General features: G+C 74.1%; 18 protein-coding genes. 8 read left to right on the top strand and 10 right to left on the bottom strand.

The window, feature by feature from the left end:
• Positions 1 to 85: 85 nt before the first annotated feature.
• The 4 genes from OO52_RS23045 to OO52_RS23030 all read right to left on the bottom strand — a co-directional run bounded on the left by OO52_RS23045 (position 86) and on the right by OO52_RS23030 (position 5867).
• On the bottom strand, positions 86 to 658 hold the full coding sequence (locus OO52_RS23045) for a GNAT family N-acetyltransferase (protein ID WP_030645810.1): 573 nt from the start codon (positions 656 to 658) through the stop codon (positions 86 to 88).
• A gap of 389 nt (positions 659 to 1047) precedes the next feature.
• A complete protein-coding gene (locus OO52_RS23040; RefSeq protein WP_030645808.1) occupies positions 1048 to 2382 on the bottom strand; it encodes a hypothetical protein in 1335 nt (444 codons plus the stop codon).
• Positions 2383 to 2561: 179 nt separating this feature from the next.
• The gene (locus OO52_RS23035; RefSeq protein WP_234339635.1) at positions 2562 to 3842 is read right to left on the bottom strand and encodes a GAF domain-containing protein; all 1281 of its coding nucleotides are present in this window, start codon (positions 3840 to 3842) and stop codon (positions 2562 to 2564) included.
• 387 nt (positions 3843 to 4229) lie between these two features.
• Positions 4230 to 5867, bottom strand: coding sequence for an acyl-CoA dehydrogenase family protein (locus OO52_RS23030; protein WP_030645804.1), 1638 nt, complete (start codon positions 5865 to 5867; stop codon positions 4230 to 4232).
• 131 nt (positions 5868 to 5998) lie between these two features.
• Here OO52_RS23030 and OO52_RS23025 point away from each other — a divergent pair, with 131 nt between their 5' ends.
• The 3 genes from OO52_RS23025 (at position 5999) to OO52_RS23015 (ending at position 9894) form a co-directional block, all read left to right on the top strand.
• The gene (locus OO52_RS23025; protein WP_199819947.1) at positions 5999 to 7189 is read left to right on the top strand and encodes a YihY/virulence factor BrkB family protein; all 1191 of its coding nucleotides are present in this window, start codon (positions 5999 to 6001) and stop codon (positions 7187 to 7189) included.
• A 151-nt stretch (positions 7190 to 7340) separates the two neighbouring features.
• Positions 7341 to 8429: a VC0807 family protein gene (locus OO52_RS23020; RefSeq protein ID WP_324608288.1), complete on the top strand. Its 1089-nt coding sequence runs from the start codon at positions 7341 to 7343 to the stop codon at positions 8427 to 8429.
• Positions 8430 to 9192: 763 nt separating this feature from the next.
• A complete protein-coding gene (locus OO52_RS23015; RefSeq protein WP_030645799.1) occupies positions 9193 to 9894 on the top strand; it encodes a helix-turn-helix transcriptional regulator in 702 nt (233 codons plus the stop codon).
• Here the strand turns inward: OO52_RS23015 and OO52_RS23010 are convergent.
• Genes OO52_RS23010 through OO52_RS22995 form a run of 4 tightly spaced genes read right to left on the bottom strand, consistent with a single transcriptional unit; the run spans position 9874 to position 12694 of the window.
• The gene (locus OO52_RS23010) at positions 9874 to 10278 is read right to left on the bottom strand and encodes a VOC family protein (RefSeq protein WP_030645795.1); all 405 of its coding nucleotides are present in this window, start codon (positions 10276 to 10278) and stop codon (positions 9874 to 9876) included. The genes OO52_RS23015 and OO52_RS23010 overlap by 21 nt on opposite strands.
• A 24-nt stretch (positions 10279 to 10302) precedes the next feature.
• On the bottom strand, positions 10303 to 11166 hold the full coding sequence (locus tag OO52_RS23005; RefSeq protein WP_030645793.1) for a DUF817 domain-containing protein: 864 nt from the start codon (positions 11164 to 11166) through the stop codon (positions 10303 to 10305).
• A 35-nt stretch (positions 11167 to 11201) separates the two neighbouring features.
• Positions 11202 to 12017: a LysR substrate-binding domain-containing protein gene (locus tag OO52_RS23000; RefSeq protein WP_234337643.1), complete on the bottom strand. Its 816-nt coding sequence runs from the start codon at positions 12015 to 12017 to the stop codon at positions 11202 to 11204.
• Positions 12018 to 12061: 44 nt separating this feature from the next.
• Positions 12062 to 12694: a VOC family protein gene (locus OO52_RS22995; protein WP_030645789.1), complete on the bottom strand. Its 633-nt coding sequence runs from the start codon at positions 12692 to 12694 to the stop codon at positions 12062 to 12064.
• 61 nt (positions 12695 to 12755) lie between these two features.
• On the opposite strand from OO52_RS22995, the gene OO52_RS22990 reads away from it, so the two are divergent.
• From OO52_RS22990 to OO52_RS22975, 4 genes are all read left to right on the top strand, one after another.
• Entirely contained in the window at positions 12756 to 13328 is a 573-nt protein-coding gene (locus OO52_RS22990; protein ID WP_030645787.1) for a hypothetical protein, read from the top strand.
• 89 nt (positions 13329 to 13417) lie between these two features.
• The gene (locus OO52_RS22985; RefSeq protein WP_030645785.1) at positions 13418 to 14074 is read left to right on the top strand and encodes a ThuA domain-containing protein; all 657 of its coding nucleotides are present in this window, start codon (positions 13418 to 13420) and stop codon (positions 14072 to 14074) included.
• 162 nt (positions 14075 to 14236) lie between these two features.
• Positions 14237 to 15100: an isocitrate lyase/PEP mutase family protein gene (locus OO52_RS22980; RefSeq protein ID WP_030645782.1), complete on the top strand. Its 864-nt coding sequence runs from the start codon at positions 14237 to 14239 to the stop codon at positions 15098 to 15100.
• Entirely contained in the window at positions 15097 to 15351 is a 255-nt protein-coding gene (locus tag OO52_RS22975; RefSeq protein ID WP_234317090.1) for a hypothetical protein, read from the top strand. The genes OO52_RS22980 and OO52_RS22975 overlap by 4 nt, the downstream gene beginning before the upstream one ends.
• 93 nt (positions 15352 to 15444) lie before the next feature.
• On the opposite strand, the gene OO52_RS22970 is transcribed toward OO52_RS22975, so the two are convergent.
• Both OO52_RS22970 and OO52_RS22965 read right to left on the bottom strand, forming a co-directional pair.
• The gene (locus OO52_RS22970) at positions 15445 to 15648 is read right to left on the bottom strand and encodes a hypothetical protein (protein ID WP_030645778.1); all 204 of its coding nucleotides are present in this window, start codon (positions 15646 to 15648) and stop codon (positions 15445 to 15447) included.
• 212 nt (positions 15649 to 15860) lie between these two features.
• A complete protein-coding gene (locus tag OO52_RS22965; RefSeq protein WP_030645776.1) occupies positions 15861 to 16919 on the bottom strand; it encodes a LacI family DNA-binding transcriptional regulator in 1059 nt (352 codons plus the stop codon).
• Between the two features lie 280 nt (positions 16920 to 17199).
• Between OO52_RS22965 and OO52_RS22960 the strand changes: the two genes are divergently transcribed.
• Positions 17200 to 18768, top strand: a complete 1569-nt coding sequence (locus tag OO52_RS22960) for a carboxylesterase/lipase family protein (protein WP_030645774.1) — start codon at positions 17200 to 17202, stop codon at positions 18766 to 18768.
• The last annotated feature ends 136 nt before the right edge of the window (positions 18769 to 18904 follow it).

Genomic DNA, 18904 nt, shown 5'->3' with positions numbered 1-18904 from the left:
TCCATCATGCGGACACCCTTGTCCCGGAATGTGGAACAAGGGTGTCGTCGCTCACATGCGTCGCCGCGAGGCTTGTCCTGGCAGGTCAGGCGGGGTATGCGCCGGGCCAGGGACCCGGCGTGGTCACGTCCGGCTCCAGCTCCACCTTCGTGTCGAACAGCTTGAAGCCGCGCCGCTGGTAGTTGTCCATCGCGAACTCGCCGTCCTTGCTGCACGTGTGCAGCCACACCCGCTTCGTCGGCGTCCGCCCCGGCCACCGCTCGGCCAGGTCCCAGGCACGGGCCGTCCCGTACGCCAGCAGGTGGCCGCCGATGCGCCGGCCGCGGAAGGCGGGGATCAGCCCGAAGTAGACGATCTCGACCGCGCCCTCGTCCTGCGGCTCCAGCTCGACGTAGCCGGCCGGGGTGCCGCGGTCGTAGGCCACCCAGGTCTCCACGCCGGGCCGCTCCAGGTACTCCCGCCACCGCGCGTACGTCCAGCCCAGCCGGTCGGTCCAGCGGATGTCGCCGCCGACCGAGGCGTACAGGAACCGGCTGAACTCGGGGGAGGGGACCTCGGCGCGGACGATCCGTACGTCGCCGTCGGGGGCGGCGGAGGGCAGGAGGTCGGCCGGGGAGGTCTGCTCCAGGGACCAGGTGGTGACAGGCGTGCTGCTCATGCGGGCCAGGGAACCATCCCGCGGCCCGGTCTGTCGATCGGGTCCGGGAACGCCCCCGGAGCCGGGCGGCGCGAGGGCCCGGCCCTCGGAGCCGAGGGGCGCGACTGCCCGCCGGAGCCGAGCGGCACGACCGCTCCCGCAGGCGAGGCACCCGCCCGCGCCCGGCGCCGGGGCATGACCGCCCGTCCGAACCGAGGGGACGCGGGTGCCCGCCCGTCCGTGCTGAGGGACGGGGCGGTCCTCGCCGTCGAGGGGCGCAACCGCTCTCGAACCCGACGGTGCGACCGCCTCCGGAGGAGGGGTACGCGCCTGCCCTGGTGCCGAGCGGCACAGTGCTCCTGGGAGCCGGGCGGGACAACGCCCCCCGGGCCGGGCGGCGCGACCGGCCGTCAGTCCAGGGAGCGGTCCAGCTCGGCCAGTGGCAGCGCGAACAGCATGCGGTCGGACAGCGACCACACCTCGCCGGTCTCCTGCCAGTAGGAGAGGGAGCCCGCGTCCTGCGCCCAGCAGCGGTCCGAGGCGTCGGCGCCGCAGCGGGCCGCCCGGGCACCCCGGGTGTCCTGGCGCCACAGTCCGCCGTGTCCGTCCCGCGACTCGGGCAGCCGTCCCACATACCAGGACGGCCGGTCCGCCCCGGGCTTCCGGTACGACAGCAGGCCCCGGATCCCGTCCGCCCGGGTCCGGTACGCCTCCACCGCGTCCGCCCGCCCCCAGGCGTCCGTGGCGAGCAGCCCCGGACGTGCCGGATCGTCGCTGAACGCGTACCGCCACAGCCTCGCGCGCCGGTCGCGCCCGGGCGCGGTCCACTCCGCGGCGACCAGGCTGTCGGGCGTCGTGCCGCGGTCGAGGGCGAGCGCCCCGGGACAGGGCGGGCCGGAGGGGGCGCAGCGGCCGGAGGCGAAGCGGTACGAAGCGACCGCGGGCAGCACGTAGTCGTAGCCGTCGGCGGACCAGCCGCCGGGCACGCGGCCGATCGCGGGCCCGTCGACCGTGGTGCGCTGGATGCGGTCCAGGTCGTAGACGTAGAGCGCGTCGGCGCCGCCGGCCGTGGTGGTGACCAGCAGCTTGTTCTGGTACCAGACCATGCCGGAGAGGCCGGAGGTCAGGCCCCGGTAGTCCCGGCCGCCGTCGACCGGCACGACCAGCAGCACCCACCGGTAGGAGAGGTGGGCGGGATCGTCCGCGTCGACGAAGGCGACCCGGGCGAGGCCCCGCTCGGCGGGGCGGCCGGTCGTGGTGCTGTGGGTCCAGCCGGCGAGGACGACCCGGTGGGTGCCCCAGACGCCGTCGTCGTCGGCGTCGCCGGAGGTGGTCACCGAGGCGGGCCGCCAGTCGCCGGTGGCGGTGTCGGCCGGGTCCCAGCAGTAGGCGCGGGCGGCGGCGGGGGCGACGGGCAGGGAGGCGCGGTCGCCGGCGGAGCAGTCGCCGTCCCGGCGCAGGCCACGGTCGGTGCTCTGGAGCACGGCGTCCACACCGACCGGGCGGCCCATCGCGTCCGTGAGCCGGTCCAGGGTACGCGCGGGGACCAGGCGCTCCTGGAGGCGGAGCCGGCTGGTGTCCGCCGGGGAGGTCAGCGGCTTCAGCGCGCCCGGGTTCTCGGTGACGTCGGCCTGGGAGGCGCTGATCAGGGTGGCCGCGGCGGTGAGCGCGAGCGCGGTGCCGGTCAGGACCGCGCGCAGCGCCGCGCCCCTTCTGCGTCGGCGGTGTCTGCCGCGATGCTTCATCTCTCCTCCAGAGGGCGGGCCAACTGCGCCTGGCGATCCGTAGGTTGACGCGAGGAACAGGTGGGGAGGCCCGTACGGGATGCTACGGCAGGAACGGGCCGCGTAGGGCAAAGACCGCGCAGATGGGCGGAAGACGCGCGTGCGGGCCCGGGGCCGGCCAGGCGGCCGCCCCGACCGGGCTACTCGGTCCGGCCGTTGTGCGCGACATTCCGCTTCTTTGTCACCGCCGGTGCTGTCGACTGGGGGAGCAGGTGGGACGGATCCTCTGGAAGGATCACTTCCACTTCCACATCGTCACGGAAACGATACGGCCGATGCTGGAGGAGTTCCCCAAGATACCTCCGGATCCTGGACATTTCGGCCCGTACGGTCACGGTCCGGGAAGGATCGCCGAACAGGTCCTCGGCCAGCCCCGCCGCCCCGCGCCCGGCACGGTGCTCGCCGAGCAGGAACAGCAACTCGGCATGGCGCGGGCTCAACTCCCGCGACCAGGAACCCGCCGAAGCCGTGACCGTCACCGTGCAGCGGCCCGGCCGGGCGAGGTCCAGCACGATCCGGCGGGCACCGGCCCGGGGCTCCTCCTCCGCCCGCAGCAGCCAGCCCCCGGCCAGCGGCTCCACCGCGCAGGAACCGAGCGAGGGCAGCCACCGGCGGCCCGGCGCCAGGGTCTTGGGCAGCGTCACCCGCCGCACGTACGGCATCCCGGTCACGGCCGCCGCCCAGCCGTCGCGGTCCACCACCAGCGCCCGCCCGGCCAACCGGGCCAGCACCGGCGCCGCCACCACCCGCAGCCGCTCCAGCGAGGCCAGATGGAGCTCCCGCAGCCGGGCCTCGGCCAGCTTCGCCACCGAGTCCACCCAGGCGAGAGTCGCCGGGTGCATGGTCTCCAACGGGCCGCTGACGTCCACCACACCGAGCAGCCGCCCGTCCCGCGGATCGGTGATCGGCGCGCCCGAGCAGGTCCAGGAGACGTGCGACCGTACGAAGTGCTCGCCGGCGAACACCTGGACCGGCCGCCGCACCACCGCCGGAGTGCCCACCCCGTTGGTGCCGACGACGTCTTCCCGCCAGTCCGCGCCGAGTTCGAAGCCGAGCCCGTCCGCCTTCCGCAGCACCGACGGCGCCCCCTCACGCCACAGCACGCGCCCGTCGGCGTCCGCGACGACCATGATGTGCTGGGCGACGTCCGCGACCGAAAGCAGTCCCTCCCGCAACACCGGCAGGACGTGCCGCAGCGGCGACTCCTCCCGCCGGCGGCGCACCTCGTCCGAGGGCAACAGTCCGGACCGGAAGTCGTGTTCGGGGTCGACGCCACTGCGCAGCATCCTTCCCCACGACTGCTCGATCACCGGACGGGGCGCGAGCCGCGTACGCTGCCCGGCGAGCGTGGCCTCACGCACCTCGCTCAGCACCCGCGCCGCATGCGCCGCGTCCACGGCGGCCAGGCGCGCCACGTTCATCGGCGGGTTCACCACTGCGGTCCTCCCGGAAAAGGGGCGTCGAACACACTTGTCAAGCCGTCCGGGCGGCGGTTTCCGGTCCGACTGTGTCTCTCATACTGCCGTTCCGGACATGGCGGAGGCACAGACTCCGCGCATGTGCCCCCATAAGTTGCAACCCCCTGCAACCCTGGTGAACCGCCGGGGTGTGGCTGAGACTTGACTCAGGTGGTGGGGGGTGGTGCCGTGTCGGCGCAGCACCACCCCCTTCCTCCGAGGGGGTGGCCGGACGCGCGGCCGGGGGTGCGGCTCGCTGGGCGCCGGCGATTGCGGGCCGGTTCGTGGCTGGGCGTTTCGTTGATGAGCGCGCGATTCCTCGCCCCCGGGTGGGTCAGGACGGCCCGCGCCTCACTGCGTCGGGCGTGCGCGGTCCACCACCGACTCCAGGTCCAAGCCCGCCGGCAACGTGCCGAAGGAAGCCCCGTGGTCGCCGCCCAGGCGGGAGGCGCAGAAGGCGTCGGCCACCTCCGGTGGGGCGTATCGCACCAGGAGAGAGCCCTGGAGGACCAGCGCGAGCCGTTCCACCAGGCGCCGGGCGCGCCCCTCGACGCCGTCCAGGTCGGCGAGTTCGGTGAACAGGTCCTTCACCGCGCGGTCCAGCCGGTGGTCCGCGCCGTGCACCCGGCCGATCTCGGTGAGGCAGGCGTCCAGCGCTCCCGGCTCCCGCTGCAGGGCCCGCAGCACGTCCAGCGCCTGCACGTTCCCGGCACCCTCCCACACGGAGTTCAGCGGCGACTCCCGCACCAGGCGGGGCAGACCGGACTCCTCGACGTACCCGTTGCCGCCCAGGCACTCGGCGGCCTCCACGGCCACCGGGGCGCAGCGCTTGGTGATCCAGTACTTGGCGGCCGGCACCGCGAGCCGCAGGAAGGCGCGCTCCTGCTCGCCGCCGTCGTCACAGGCCGCGGCCAGCCGCAGCGCGAGCGCGGTCGCCGCCTCCGACTCCAGCGCGAGATCGGCGAGGACGTTGCGCATCAACGGCTTGTCGATCAGCTTCCCGCCGAACGCGTCCCGGTGCGCGCAGTGGTGCACGGCCTGCGCCACCGCCTGCCGCATCAGACCCGCCGAGCCGAGCGCGCAGTCCAGCCGGGTCGCGGTGACCATCCCGATGATCGTGCGCACCCCGCTCCCCTCCTCGCCGACCCGGCGCGCCCAGGTGCCGTCGAACTCGACCTCCGCGGAGGCGTTCGAGCGGTTGCCCAGTTTGTCCTTCAGCCGCTGGATCAGGAAGACGTTGCGGCCGCCGTCGGGCAGCAGCCGCGGGACCAGGAAGCAGGTGAGCCCGCCCGGGGCCTGCGCGAGCACCAGGAACGCGTCCGACATCGGTGCCGAGCAGAACCACTTGTGCCCGGTCAGCAGGTACGTGCCGTCCTCCGCGAGGGGCCGCGCCGCGGTGGTGTTCGCGCGGACGTCGCTGCCGCCCTGCTTCTCGGTCATGCCCATTCCGAACAGGGCACCGGGCTTCTGCCCGGCGGGCCGCAGCTCCCGGTCGTAGAGCGTGGACGCCAGCCGGGGCTCCCACTCGGCGGCCAGCTCCGCGTCGGCGCGCAGCGCGGGCACGGCCGCGTGCGTCATCGACAGCGGGCAGCAGGTGCCCGCCTCGACCTGCGTCCAGACCAGGAACCCGGCCGCCCGGCGCACATGTCCCGACGGGCGCGTCCAGGCGCCGGTCAGACCGGCCGAGACGGCCTTGCCGAGCAGCCGGTGCCAGGCCGGGTGGAACTCGACCTCGTCGATCCGGTGGCCGTACCGGTCGTGGCTGCGCAGCCGGGGCGGCTGCTCGTTCGCCTGCACCGCCCACTCCTGGAGCTGCACCGAACCGGCGGCCCGGCCGAGGGCGGACAGTTCGGCGCGCACCTCCTCCAGGACATCGGCGCCGGTGTACCGGTCGACGGCCTCGGCGAGGGCCCGGTCGGCGGTGAAGACGTCGTAGCCGGCCAGCGGCGGCGGCTGGTTCGTCACGGTGTGGGTGGAGGTGCCTGCCATGATTGCGAACCTACCCGGGACGGCGGCGGTGATGGCCTCCAGAGTGGCACAGTGCCGGAAATCGACGTATCCCCCTCGGTGATCGCCCCCGGAAGGTGAGGGCTGCCCGGTGCGGCGGATACCGTTAGGACGTGCAGCCAGCAAGTGAACCCCCCGAGCGGCCCGCCGGCCGGCTCCACCGGGCCAGAGCCCTCTACCGGAACGTCTCCAAGCGCAGGACCGCCTGGCTGTTGCTCAAGGACACCGTCAACTCCTGCATGGAGTACCGCATCCTGGGCCTGGCGGCCGAGGCGGCGTTCTTCACGCTGCTGTCCGTGCCGCCGCTGCTGCTGAGCCTGATCGGGCTGCTCGGCTACGTCGACGACTGGACCGGCGCCGACACCATCCACAGCCTGGAGACCAACCTCCTGGAGGCCTCCCGCACGGTGCTGTCCGACAAGGGCGTCAAGGAGATCGCCGAGCCGATCCTGCACGACGTGATGAAGGGCGGCAGGCCCGACGTCATCTCCATCGGCTTCCTGTTCGCCCTGTGGTCGGGCTCGCGCGCGGTGAACGTCTTCATCGACACCATCACCGTCATGTACGGCCTCGACGGCGTCCGGGGCATCGTCAGGACCCGGATCATGGCGTTCCTGCTGTTCATCGTGGCGCTGCTGATCGGCTCGGTGGCACTGCCGCTGATGGTGGCCGGGCCGGACGCGGTGGTGCGGATCCTGCCCTGGTCGGAGACGGTCGTCCAGGTCCTGTACTGGCCGGTCGTGATCGTCCTGTCCATCGTCTTCCTGACGACCCTCTACCACGTCTCGGTGCCGGTCCGCTCGCCGTGGATCGAGGACGTGCCCGGCGCGCTGGTCGCCCTCGCCATGTGGGTCCTCGGCAGCTTCCTGCTGCGCATCTACCTCACGAACACCATCGAGGGCGCCACCATCTACGGCTCCCTCGCCGCCGCCGTCGCCGTCCTGCTGTGGATCGGTGTGTCCGCGTTCGCCGTGCTCGTCGGCGCTGCCGTGAACGCGGCCATCGACCGGGTCTGGCCGGCCGCGGCCACGGCCGCAGCGCGCGAGGCCAACGAACGGATGCGGCACGCGCAGGTCGCCGAGTACGTCGCCCGCGCCGCGGCGGTCCGCGAGACCGACCCCGACGACCCCGACATGCCCTCCGAGTTCCCCGAACGCTGGTCCCGCTTCCTGCCCCCGGAGGACGTGACGGCCCGCCTCCGCACCCACGCGAAGAACCCGCACCACGCGCACAAGGGGAGTGGGCGTGCCGGGGGTGGCCGGGGCGAGGGCGGGGACGGGGACACGGCGCATCCGGTGCAGTGACCGTCCGGCCGACCGGTCGGCTGAGCGCTGCGATCGACTGACGCCGGGAGCGGCTCTCCCCGCCCCGTCGTGTCTCCCCGTCCCGTCGTGACCGTCTCCACCCGCGGGTGTGGACCCTGCGGTGGAGAAGGCGGCTTCGCTTGTCCCCGGAATGTCCACCCGGCACTCCACCCCTGCGCCGATCCGCGGGCACCGGTCCGCGCCTAGCGTGAATGTCGTGAATGCGCAGGCCGGAGGCGTCCGGCCCCAGCGGACAGCCGGGCAACGCAGTCGTTCGCCACGCCGCCCGGCACGGCTTTCGGCACCGGGCGAGGAGGCAGCGGACGTGGCGGATCTGGCGGGGCACACGGGACGCAGTGGTACGACGAGGAGGGCGGGCGAGGCGGGCGCGGACGCCGGGGTCGGGAGGAGCGACGCCGGAAGGGCGGCCGGGAGGTCCGGAAGGAGCGGCACGACCGGGGTGGCCGCGGCGGCCGGGAGCGGCGGCATCGGTGGGGCGGACCAGGCACACAGGATGCACGGGTCCGCGTCCGCCGAGTCGGCCGGCCCTCCGAGGTCACCCGGAACCGCTCGCGGTCCCCTGCTCTCCCTCGCCGTGGACATCCTCCTCCCGCTCCTCGTCTACTACGCGGCCCGGGCACTCGGCGCCGGCCAGACCTCGGCCCTCCTGCTGGGCGGTGCGCCACCGGCCCTGCGTCTGCTGGCCGGCGCGGCCCGGCACCGCCGGATCGACGGCGTGGACCTGTTCTTCACGGTCCTGCTGGCCGCCGCCGCGCTGGTGTCCTTGATCGGCGGCGGCCCCCGCGTCCTGCTGTTCAAGAACGCGGCGCTGTCCCTCGCGGTCGGCGCCTGGGCGCTCGGCACCGCGTTCACCCGCAGACCCCTGGCCTTCCAGATGGGACAGCGACTGCACAGGGGAGGCGCGGCCCGCGCACGGGACGGGATCTGGCAGGACAGCGCCCCCTTCCGCCGAGCGCTGCGTGTCCTCACTTCGCTGTGGGGGACCGAGCAGCTCCTCGACGGCGCCGTCAGCTCGGTCGCCGCCGCGACTCTGCCGACCGACACGGTGCCGCTGCTGGACCGCGCCCTCTCGCTGTTCCTGCTGGGCCTGACCGCCGGGGCCACCGCCGTCTACGCCCGCCGCTTCCGCACCCGCCACGCCCTGCCCCTGTTCGGGACCCCGGCACCGACGACGGCACACGGAGGCGGACCCTCCCCGGCGTCCGCGCATCCAAGCTGACGGCCGAACCGCCCGGGCGGCGGTTCCACCCGTGCCTCGTCGCCCTCGACAGGCCCCCTGCGGCGGCCCGGTCCGTGTGCCCTGGCCTCCTCGGCCCGTCACTCGGCGCCGGCCATGCGCGCGTGAGCTCGTCTTCCGGTTTGCCACCCCGGAGGCGACCCGGCCCCTCGGCCCGTCACTCGGCACCGGCCACGTGCGCGTGCGGTCGCCTTCCTGGTTTGCCACCCGGTGGCGATCCCGCTCGGCGGCGCCCTCACCTTCCGGTCCGTCATTCGGCGACGGCTCCACCCGTGCCCTCGCCGCCCTCGACAGGCCCCCTGCGGCGGCCCGCCTCCTGTGCCCTGGCCTCCTCGGCCCGTCACTCGGCGCCGGTCTGCGCGCGTGCGGTCGCCTTCTTGGTTTGCCACCCGGTGGCGATCCCGCTCGGCGGCGCCCTCACCTTCCGGTCCGTCATTCGGCGGCGGTTCCACCCGTGCCTCGTCGCCCTCGACAGGCCCCCCTGCGGCGGCCCGCCTCCTGTGCCCTGGCCTCCTCGGCCCGTCATTCGACGACGGCTCCACCCGTGCCCCCTCGCCCTCGGCAGGCCACCCCGGCGGCCCTCACCTTCCCGGGCCGGCATTCGGCGGCGAGCCGCTCGGTGTGCTCGCCCCTCCCGGCTCGTCACTCAGGCCGTGCGGTGGCGGGGGTGATCACGCCGGCCCACCATGCCGACCCCACCGCGGAGGCCCCGCACGGGCACCGTGGGCGGCGTACGCTGGCTGACGTGTACGTGGAGCGGGTGTCCCGGTTGGCCGGTGCGGTCGTGTGGACGAACTCCCCGGCCGGTGCCGGTGCCGGTGCCGGTGCCCGGCCCGTGCTGCCCGACGGGTGCATGGATCTGCTGTGGACCGAGGGGCGGCTGCTGGTAGCCGGTCCCGACACGCGCCCCTATCTCCCCGAGGGCCCGGCGCGTACCTGGGCGGGCATCCGCTTCTTCCCCGGCGCCGCGCCCGCGCTGCTCGGCGTCCCGGCGCATGAACTGCGCGATCTCCGCGTCGAGTTGGCGGACCTCTGGCCCGCCGCCAGAGCCCGCCGGCTGTGCGACCGGGTCGCGGCGGCCCCGGACCCGGCAGGCGCACTGGAGGACATCGCCCTCGACCTGGCGACGGAGACGGGAGGGCCGGACCCGCTGCTGCGCCGGGTGGTGGAGTGCCTGGACGCGGGCCGCACAGTGGCCGCGACGGCCGCCGAACTGGGCCTCGGCGAACGCCGGTTGCACCGCCACTGCCTGACCGCGTTCGGTTACGGCCCGAAGACCCTGGCCCGCATCCTGCGTCTCCAGCGGGCGCTGGCCCTGGCCCGCTCCGGGACGCCGTACGCGGAGACGGCGGTCCGCGCGGGCTACGCGGACCAGCCCCATCTGGCGCGGGAGGTGCGGGAGCTGGCGGGGATGCCGCTCGGGGAACTACTCGCCGGGCGCGGGTAGCGGGGCGAACAGCTCGACCGCGTTGCCGTCGGGGTCGTGCACGGTGGCGTACCGCTGTCCCCAGAAGGCGTCCCACGGCTTGAGTTCCCCGTGGTGACCGGCGGCCACCAGCTCCTCGTAGCGGGCGTCGACCTCGGCGGGGGAGTCGCAGCGGAAGGCGAGCGCGACCCGCCCTCCGCCGGCCGGTGGCCGCCAGCCGGGGTGGAACGAGCGGATGGTCTCCTCGGTGTCCAGGGCGAGCACCAGCCCGCCGGGCAGTTCGGCCTCGACATGGGGCTGGTCCTCGGCCCCGTCGGGGAAGACCAGCCCGAGGCGGCGGTAGAAGGCGAGCGAGGCGGCCAGGTCGGAGGCGACCAGGCCGATCACGGCGAATCGTACGGTCATGCGGCCACCGTAGGCGGCGGCCGGTCAGCCGGTCTTGAAGGAATCGGACACCGGCGGCGGGCACGGCCGCGGGCTCGGCCCCGGGCGGCCCGCGCGGCGGCCCCGGCCGGCCGTGCCGAGGTGTTCGACGAGTACGAACGTCACGCTGATCAGCAGGGACCAGGCGCCGAACTTGGTCAGGGGCACCGGCTGCCAGCCGCCGAGCTGTTGCGGGTAGCTCCAGGCGCCCGCATAGGTGGCGGCGTTCTCGGCGACCCACAGGAAGAAGCCGATCAGCACGAAGCCGACGGCGAGCGGCATGCGGTAGCGGTGGGCGCCCACGCTGAAACCCACCCAGGTCCCGGCGGTCGCGGCGGTCATCGCCACCGCGAGCGGCCAGCGCAGGTCCGGTATCCAGTGGTGGGTGAAGAAGTTGAGGTAGACGGCGGCGGCCACCAGGGTCGTGGCGGCGGCGCGGTATCGGGTGTACCGCAACCGCATCAGCCGCCGGGCCCGGCACACGTAACTGGCGACCGCCGCGTACATGAAGCCGCCGTACAGCGGTACTCCGGCGACCTTGGTGAGGGCGTCCTCGGGGTAACTCCACGACCCCAGGCGCACCTTGACCAGTTCGAACAGCAGCCCCAGCACATGGCAGACGGCGATCACGGCGGTGTCCCGCCGGGTCTCCCAGCCCAACTGGCGGGCGACGAGGGTGAGCAGCACGCCGTAGACGAGGACCAGGTCGTAGCGCGCCACGGGCAGCGGGGGCAGCAGCCGGGAGGCGCCGATTCCGGTCAGCAGCGCCACGGCGAAGGCGCAGGCGCGGGCCTGGACCACCCCGAACCGCACCAGTTGACCGAGCCCGTGCCGGATCCCGCGCGCGGCGGACCTCTCCTCGTTGCGCATGCCCCCTCCTTCGCGCGACAGCGAGGGCCCCGATACTAGGCGCGCAATTGAACGTGTTCAAATATGGCGGGCGGTGAGGGCGCCGTCGGGTTCGGGTGAGCGCGCGTCGCGCGTGCGGCCCCGGGTACCGCGGCCCCGGGAGTTTGCTGCGCCAAGGCCCTCGCGGCCTCGCGGGCGGCTCCGGCGAAGGCCTGCACCGCGCCGGTGGCGTGTCCGGCCCGCCACACCAGGCCGTAGCCGGTCGGCTCCGCGTCCGCGAGGGGAACGTAGGCGACACCGGGGCGGGCGTGGTACAGAGCCGTGTGCGCGGGTGCGAGCAACGCGCCCTTGCCGGCGGCGACCAGCATCAACGCCTCCTGCATGTTGGTCATGCCGGGGCCGCGGGCGATCGGCCGGCCGCTCGGTGCGTGGGCCGGGACGTGGTGTTCGAGCCAGTAGTCGGGAAGGTCGCCGACGATCGTGAGCAGCGGTACGTCGGTCAGGTCTTCCAAGGACAGCGAGTCCCGGGCGGCGAACGGATGCGCCGAGCCGATCGCGAGGACGCGTTCCTCCGCGAGGAGCGTCGGGCCCTCGCCCAGATCCACCTCACGCACGGGCAGTTCGACGAGCTGCAGGTCGAACTCGCCCTTGCGCAACTGGCCGTACGGATCGGCGAGCGGCACCTCACAGATCTCCACGGCGAGCCCGGGGTGGCTGACGCGCAGTGCCTCGGTCGCCTTCATCACGATCTCGCCGGTCAGCGGGTTGGAGAAGCCGACATGCAGCACGGTGTCGACACCACGCGCGGCGGCGGCGGCCCGCTCCAGGGCGGCTTCGATCGCACGGTGGTGCGGTTCCAGGTCGGCGCGCAACTGCCGGCCGAGCGAGGTGAGGGCGACGCGGCGGCGACCCGGAGTCAGCCGAAGGTGACCGGTCCGTTCCGGGTGTCCACGGTGAAGGAGAGCGCGAACGGACCCGTGGTGAGCGTCAGCGAGGTGCCCAGGGCCGACAGCGGACCGCGCACCCGGGCCGGGTCGGGCGCCGAGGCCGACACCGCCAGCAGCGGGGTGACCGGCAGTCCCGAGTCGGCCGGGTGCGGGGAGTCGCCCCAGTCGATGAGGAACGGCACCAGGCCCCCCGCCTCCCCGGGGCCGGCGTCGGTCAGCCGCCACCGCAGCAGGGTGCCGTCCGGGGTGCGGCGGCTCATCGGCCGTACCGGGCCCGGGTCATGGCCCCGCGCCCGCGCCCCGGCGATCGCCGCGTCCAGGTCGGGCGGGCTGATCGCCCAGGTCAGCACCGTCGGCTCGGCCAGCCGGTCGACGCCGAACGGCCGCGGCCCGGCCGGCTCGGGCTGCTCCGGATCGGGCCCCAGGATCTCCAGGTAGCTCCGGCCGCCAAGGCCCACCAGGTGGTTGCGCGTACCCAGTCCGACGTGCACCCCGCCGGGCGCCGGAGCGACTCCGGTCCGCCGCGCGAACTCGGCGACCGTCGCGCCCAAGTCGGGTGTGGCCAGGACGAGATGGTCCAGCAGTGGCGGAATCGCGTTCATCGCGCAGGAGGTTACGGGATCGGGACCGTCCCCGGGAACGCCCGTGCGGCACCATGGGCGCATGATCCGTACCGCACGCGCCCTGCCGCTGCTCCTGCTCCTCCCCGCGCTGCTCACGGCATGCGGCACCGAGAAGGCGGACACCGGCGATGCCCGGGCGTCGGCGTCCGGTGACGCCCGGGAGCCGGCGTCCCCGGACGTTCAGCGCGCCGACATGGACGACCGGCTGCGCGCGTTGGGCATCGCGCCCGAACTCGTCTACGTCACCGACGTACCGGGATTCACGCTCGCGCAGCAGTCGATCGGCGTGAACGGGGACGACGGCTTCTCCGCCGCGTACTGGGCGAAGAACGGCGCCGTGCTCCACCTCTACGCCGAGCGGGGCAGCGCCGCCGACTGCCCGGAGGGCTACGCCTGCCTGGCACCGGCGAAGGGCCAGGTGGTGCGGATCAGCGGCGAGAAGGTCGCGGCCGACGTGCTCCGCAGCGCCGCGGACGCCGTCCACCGCCCCGAACCGGCGGAACTCGCCGCGCTCCTGCCGCCGCCCCGCACGGCGACGGCACCGGTGCGGCGCGGGGACCTGCCGTCGTACGGCGACGGAGCGCCCGACAACAGCGTGGGCGAAGGCGGTTGAGCGGAACGTCCCGTGACCCGGCGGCGTGGAGCCGGGGTGCGACGGACCGCCCTGCCGGGCCGTCGCGCCCGCGCCTAGAGTCCCGTGGCATGCCTCCTCGTCTCCTCCTCTACACCCGTACCGCCGACTACCGCCACGACTCCATCCCGGACGCGGTCGCCGCCGTGCGGGCGCTGGGCCGGTTCGCCGTCGAGCACACCGAGGACCCCGCGGACCTCGAACGGCCGCTGGACGGGTTCGCGGCCGTGGTCTTCCTCTCCACCAGCGGGGACGTGCTGACCCCGGCCGGGCGCGAGCGGCTGGCGCGGTACGTCCGGTCGGGCGGGGGCTTCGCCGGGGTGCACGCGGCGGCCTGCACCGAGTACGGGTGGCCGTACTACGGCGAACTGCTCGGCGCCCGCTTCACCCGGCACCCCGCCCACCAGCCGGGCCGGGCCCTCGTCGCGGACCCCGGCCACCCCGCCACCCGGGAGCTGCCGCCCGTGTGGGAGTTCACCGACGAGTGGTACGACTTCGACCATGCCCCGCGCGGCGGGGCACGCGTGCTGCTGCGCGCCGACGAGACGTCGTACGACGGCGGCGGGATGGGTGCGGACCATCCGCTGGCCTGGTGCTACGAGCGGGGTCCCGGAGGCGGACGCGTGTTCTACACGGCCCTCGGTCACGCCGTCGACGCCTACCGCGACCCGGTCTTCCTGGCCCACCTGGGCGGGGGTCTCACCTGGGCGGCAACGCCCACTCAGTGACGTTTCTGCGGTGAACCGATTGCGCCGTTGGGGTGAGTAAAGCTGGCGTAGGAGGAAGGTCACGTGACTATCTAGAGATGCTCTTGTCTTGGCAAAGGGCGTCGAGACGCGGCGGCCTCCCCTTCCCGCCCCGCGTCACCCACCCACAGGAGGAGCCGGACCTTGACCTACGGTAATAAGCTGCGCGAACGCATCGCCGGTCCCGGAACCACACCGCTGATCGGCGTGTACGACATGTACTCGGCGTCGATCGCGGCCAAGCACTACGACGGCATGTTCGTATCGGGCTTCGGCTTCGCGGCCTCGTACTACGGACTGCCGGACATCGGATTCATCGCCTGGCCCGACATGGTGGCCTTCGTCCAGCGCCTGCGCGGCGCGTTCCCCCACCACCACCTGCTGGTCGACATCGACGACGGGTACGTCGACCCCGAGGTCGCCTGTCACGTCGTCGAGGGACTGGAGCGCATCGGTGCCTCCGGGGTGATCCTGGAGGACCAGAAGCGGCCCCGCCGCTGCGGCCACGCCGACGGGAAGCAGGTGCTGCCCCTGGAGGAATACCTGGAGAAGCTGCACAAGGTCCTGGAGACCCGCAAGGACCTGGTCGTCGTCGCCCGCACGGACGCCACCGACGAGCACGACATCCTGCACCGCGCCGAGCGGCTGGCGGCCACCGACGCCGACGTGGTGCTGGTCGACGGGGTGCGCAGCGTCGAGTGGATCAAGCGGATCCGCGAGGTCGTCGGGGACAAGCCGCTGCTGTTCAACCAGATCGCGGGCGGCAAGTCGCCCCGGTTGTCCCTCGGTGAACTGTCCGACCTAGGCGTGGACGTCGCCATCTACAGCACCCCGTGCCTGTTCGCCGCGCACGAGGCGATGGACTCCGCGCTCGCCGGCCTGAAGGCGGCCGACGGCCGGCTGCCGGAGGTGGACCCCGCGAGCGGCGTCGGCGTGAAGGCCTCCACCAGCCTGCTGGAGCGCAACATCGCGCGCGAGCGGCTCACCCCCGAGGGTGTGGGCGTGTGAGCGGTGCCGTACCGCGGCTCGGCATGGCCACGGCGGTCGTCGCCGTGCTCCTCGGAGCCGGCGCCGTACCCGCCGTCGCGTCCGGGAGCCTGATCACCGTGATCGACAACTCCCACGCCGACTCCTGGCTCGAAGTCGATCGCGCGGCCAACCTCCAGACCGGCAGCGGCACCGCCGGCAGCGACCACGACGGCAGCGCCGTGGACGTGGTCGAGGCCCTCGTCGGGGCCGACCGGGGCGAGGAGGACTGAGCGACCACCGGACGACACGACGGCCGGGCACCCCCCTGCGGGAGGTGCCCGGCCGTCACCGTGTCACCGGCTCCGGGCGGCCGGCCGCCGGACTCAGTCCTCCTTGAGGTCGGGGCGGCCGTTCTCGTCGAGTTCGACGTCCTCCTTCGGGTCGTGCTCGTCGACGGGGGAGGCCACGGTGGCGCGCTGCTGTCCCGGGGCGAGGGTGCGGCAGGCGGCATGGGCCGTGCCGTAGGCGGTGACCAGGGCGACCGCGGCCACGGAGAGGGCCGCGGCGATACGCGTGGAGTGCTTCATGCCCGGCAAACGACCTCCCCGGGGCAGGGTCACCTCCCGCGCCCGAACCGGCTGCCGACCTCGCGCAGTTGGCCGCTCGGTCCGGCGAGCAGCCGGCCGGTCGGTGAAGTCCACGGGGGTGCGCCCGGGACGGGTACCGGCTGTCGCCGGTGCCCGGCGGACTGCTGGAGCACGTAGACAGGCTCGGCGCGGTCGCCCCGGCCGGGGGATGTTCAGGTCGAGGCGGGGCGGTTCGCGGGCGGGGCCGTGCTCGCGCGCTGAACCAGCCGTGTCGACAGCTCCGTCCGCGTCCCCTCGGGGCTGTCGCCCCGCATCATCCGCACCAGCAGCCGCAGCGCCGTCGCGGCCATCTCGGCCAGCGGCTGGCGTACGGTCGTCAGCGCCGGGGTGACCCAGCGCGCCTCGGGCAGATCGTCGAAACCCACCACGCTCACATCGTCCGGCACCCGCAACTCCCGCTCGGCCAGCGCCGCGTACACCCCGAACGCCATCCGGTCCGAGCACACGAACACCGCGGTCGGCGGTTCGGGCAGGTCCAGCAGCTCGTGGGTGCGCAGCCGGGCGGTGGTCTCGTCGTGGCCCGCGTGCCGCACGTACTCGGCGCGGTGCCGCACTCCCGCGGAGGCGAGCGCCGAGCGGTAGCCGGCCACCCGGGCGCCGTCGGCCATCGTCCGCCGGTGCCCGGCCATCACCGCGATCCGCTCGTGCCCGAGCCCCAGCAGATGCTCGGTAGCGCTCACCCCGCCCTGCCAGTTGGCCGCCCCGACCGACACCACGCCGGCCGGCGGCTCGTGCGCCGGGTCGATGAGCACGTACGGGATGCGGTGATGGTCCAGCCAGGCGTACTGGGACGGGGACAGCTCCGCCAGGTCGACCAGCACGCCCGAGGAGCCGCGCGCGGTCAGCTTGTCCAGCCAGTCGCGCTCCGGGCGGGCGCCCGGGGACCGGGCCGGGCCGGCCGAGACGACCACCTCCAGGCCCGCCTCGTACGCCGCCGCCTCCACCCCGTGCAGCACCGCACCCGACCAGGAACTCTCCAGTGATGGCAGCACCAGGTCCACCAGGCCCGGCGCCCTCGCCGCGTCGAAGCGGGGGCGGCGCACATAGCCGAGCCGGTCGAGCACCTCGGTCACCCGGCGGCGCGTCTCGGGGGCCACGTCCTCGCGCCCGTTGACCACCTTCGACGCGGTGGGCACCGATACGCCCGCCTCCCGGGCCACCACCGCCAGCGTCGGCCCGGCCGTCACGCTCGCACTCCCCGCACGGACCATAGGGAACCACCTCTCCGGCCCGCCCGTGGGCCATCGAAAGTTGCGACCAACGCTGCTTCCGCGGTCTGCTCACCGACGGTGCAGAAAGCGCTTCCTACGATAGGTGCGGGTCAAGACGGCGGGAAGACAGGGGGATTCACGGGATGGCGCCTACGGGGACTTTCGAAACTCGCCGTACACCGAACAGCCCACATCCAGGACCTGTGCACCGGAATAGGTCCGCGCGATGTGGTGCTCTGGATGAACACGGCACGCGCACGTGGCGAAGGGCTGGTGGGCGATGGCGGCAGACCGGACGGGCCCCGTGGTCGAAACGCCCCACGGGGCCGTACGCGGCAGGTACGAGCGGGGGATCGCGGTCTTCCGGGGCATCCCGTACGCCGCCCCGCCCTTCGGCCCCCTGCGGTTCCGCCCGCCCCGGCCGCCCGAGCCCTGGGACGGGGTCCGGGACGCCGGCGCCTTCGGGCCGACCGCGCCGAAGCCGCCGTACTCCGAGGCGTTCGCCCAGTACCTGTCCGACCCCGTGATCCCCGGCGACGACTGCCTCAACCTGAACGTCTGGACCCCCGAGCCGGGCCCCGGCGCCCGGCTCCCGGTGCTGGTCTGGCTGCACGGCGGCGCGCTGACCAGGGGTTCCTCGGCGGTGCCCGTGTACGACGGCAGCACCTTCGCCCGCGACGGGGTCGTCTGCGTCTCGGTCAACTACCGTCTGGGGGTGGAGGGCTACGGACTGTTCCCCGACGCGCCCCCGAACCCCGGCCTGCGCGACCAGCTCGCCGCGCTGCGCTGGGTGCACGAGACGATCGAGGCCTTCGGCGGCGACCCCGGCCGGATCACCCTGTGCGGCCAGTCGGCCGGGGCCATCAGCGCAGGCGTCCTCCTCGCCGCGCCCCAGACGCGCGGCCTGGTCCGGCGGGCGGTCCTGCAGAGCGGCGCGCCCGAGGTCTGCGAGCGGGACAAGGTGCGGCGGATGGTGCGCCGGATGGCCGCCCGGCTGAAGATCCCCGCCACCGCCGAGGCGTTCGCGGCGGTCGACCGTGAACTGCTGCTGCGCACACAGGCCGAGGTCGGACGGCTCAGCAGCCCGGTGCTGGGCGGACCCGGGTTCGGCATCGTCGTGGACGGCGACCTCGTGCCCGGCGACCCGTTGAAGGCGCTGACCGAAGGCGCCGCCGCCCCGGACGTCGAACTGCTCATGGGGTGGACCCGGGACGAGTACCGGCTGTGGCTGGTGCCCGGGGGACTGCTGGAGCACGTCGACCGGCTCGGCGCGGTCGCCCTGGCCGGGGCGATGGCCCGCTGCCACGCCGGGCACGAGATACCGCGCGGCTACCGGGCGCTGCATCCGGACGCCGGGACCGCCGAGATCGTCGGCCAGATGGTCACCGACCACCTGCTTCGGGTGCCGCTGCACCGGATCGCCGACGCCCGCCCCGGCGCCAGTCACCTGTACGAGTTCGCGTGGCCCTCCCGGTTGCCCGGCCTCGGTGCCTGCCATGCCCTGGAGCTGGGGTTCGTCTTCGACAGCGGGGACGTGCCCGAGTCGCGGAAGCTGGCCGGTGAGGGCGCCCCGCAGGAGCTGGCCGACGCGATGCACACCGCCTGGGTGCGGTTCGTGACGACCGGGGACCCCGGCTGGGCGGCCTGGGACGCGACCCACCCGGTGCGGGTCTTCGGCGACGGAGTGCCGCGTACCGCGCACGGTCCACGGGACGCGGAGATCGGCCTCTGGCCGGCGGCCCGCACCGTCCCGGAGCCCGGCCCCGCGTCCGAGGTCCGGGCGCCGGGGGCCGAGCTGGCGGCAGCGGTACGGCGTCTGCGGCGCTCGGTGGCGGCCCGGCGCCGCTGACGGCGTTCAAGAACCGTGCCTGCCGCAGCGGTTGCTCCCGTGAGCACGGCTGTCCGCGACCTCTTCTCCCGCCGGTGACGGGCCGTCAGATGTGCAGCCCTTGTGAAGATCGCTAAGCACCTTTTGGGCTCCAAGT

This window comes from Streptomyces flaveolus, assembly GCF_000716535.1.
Taxonomy (GTDB): domain Bacteria; phylum Actinomycetota; class Actinomycetes; order Streptomycetales; family Streptomycetaceae; genus Streptomyces; species Streptomyces flaveolus_A.
The sequence above is the reverse complement of the archived record's forward strand: the minus strand, read 5'-3'. Positions and strand labels throughout refer to the sequence as shown.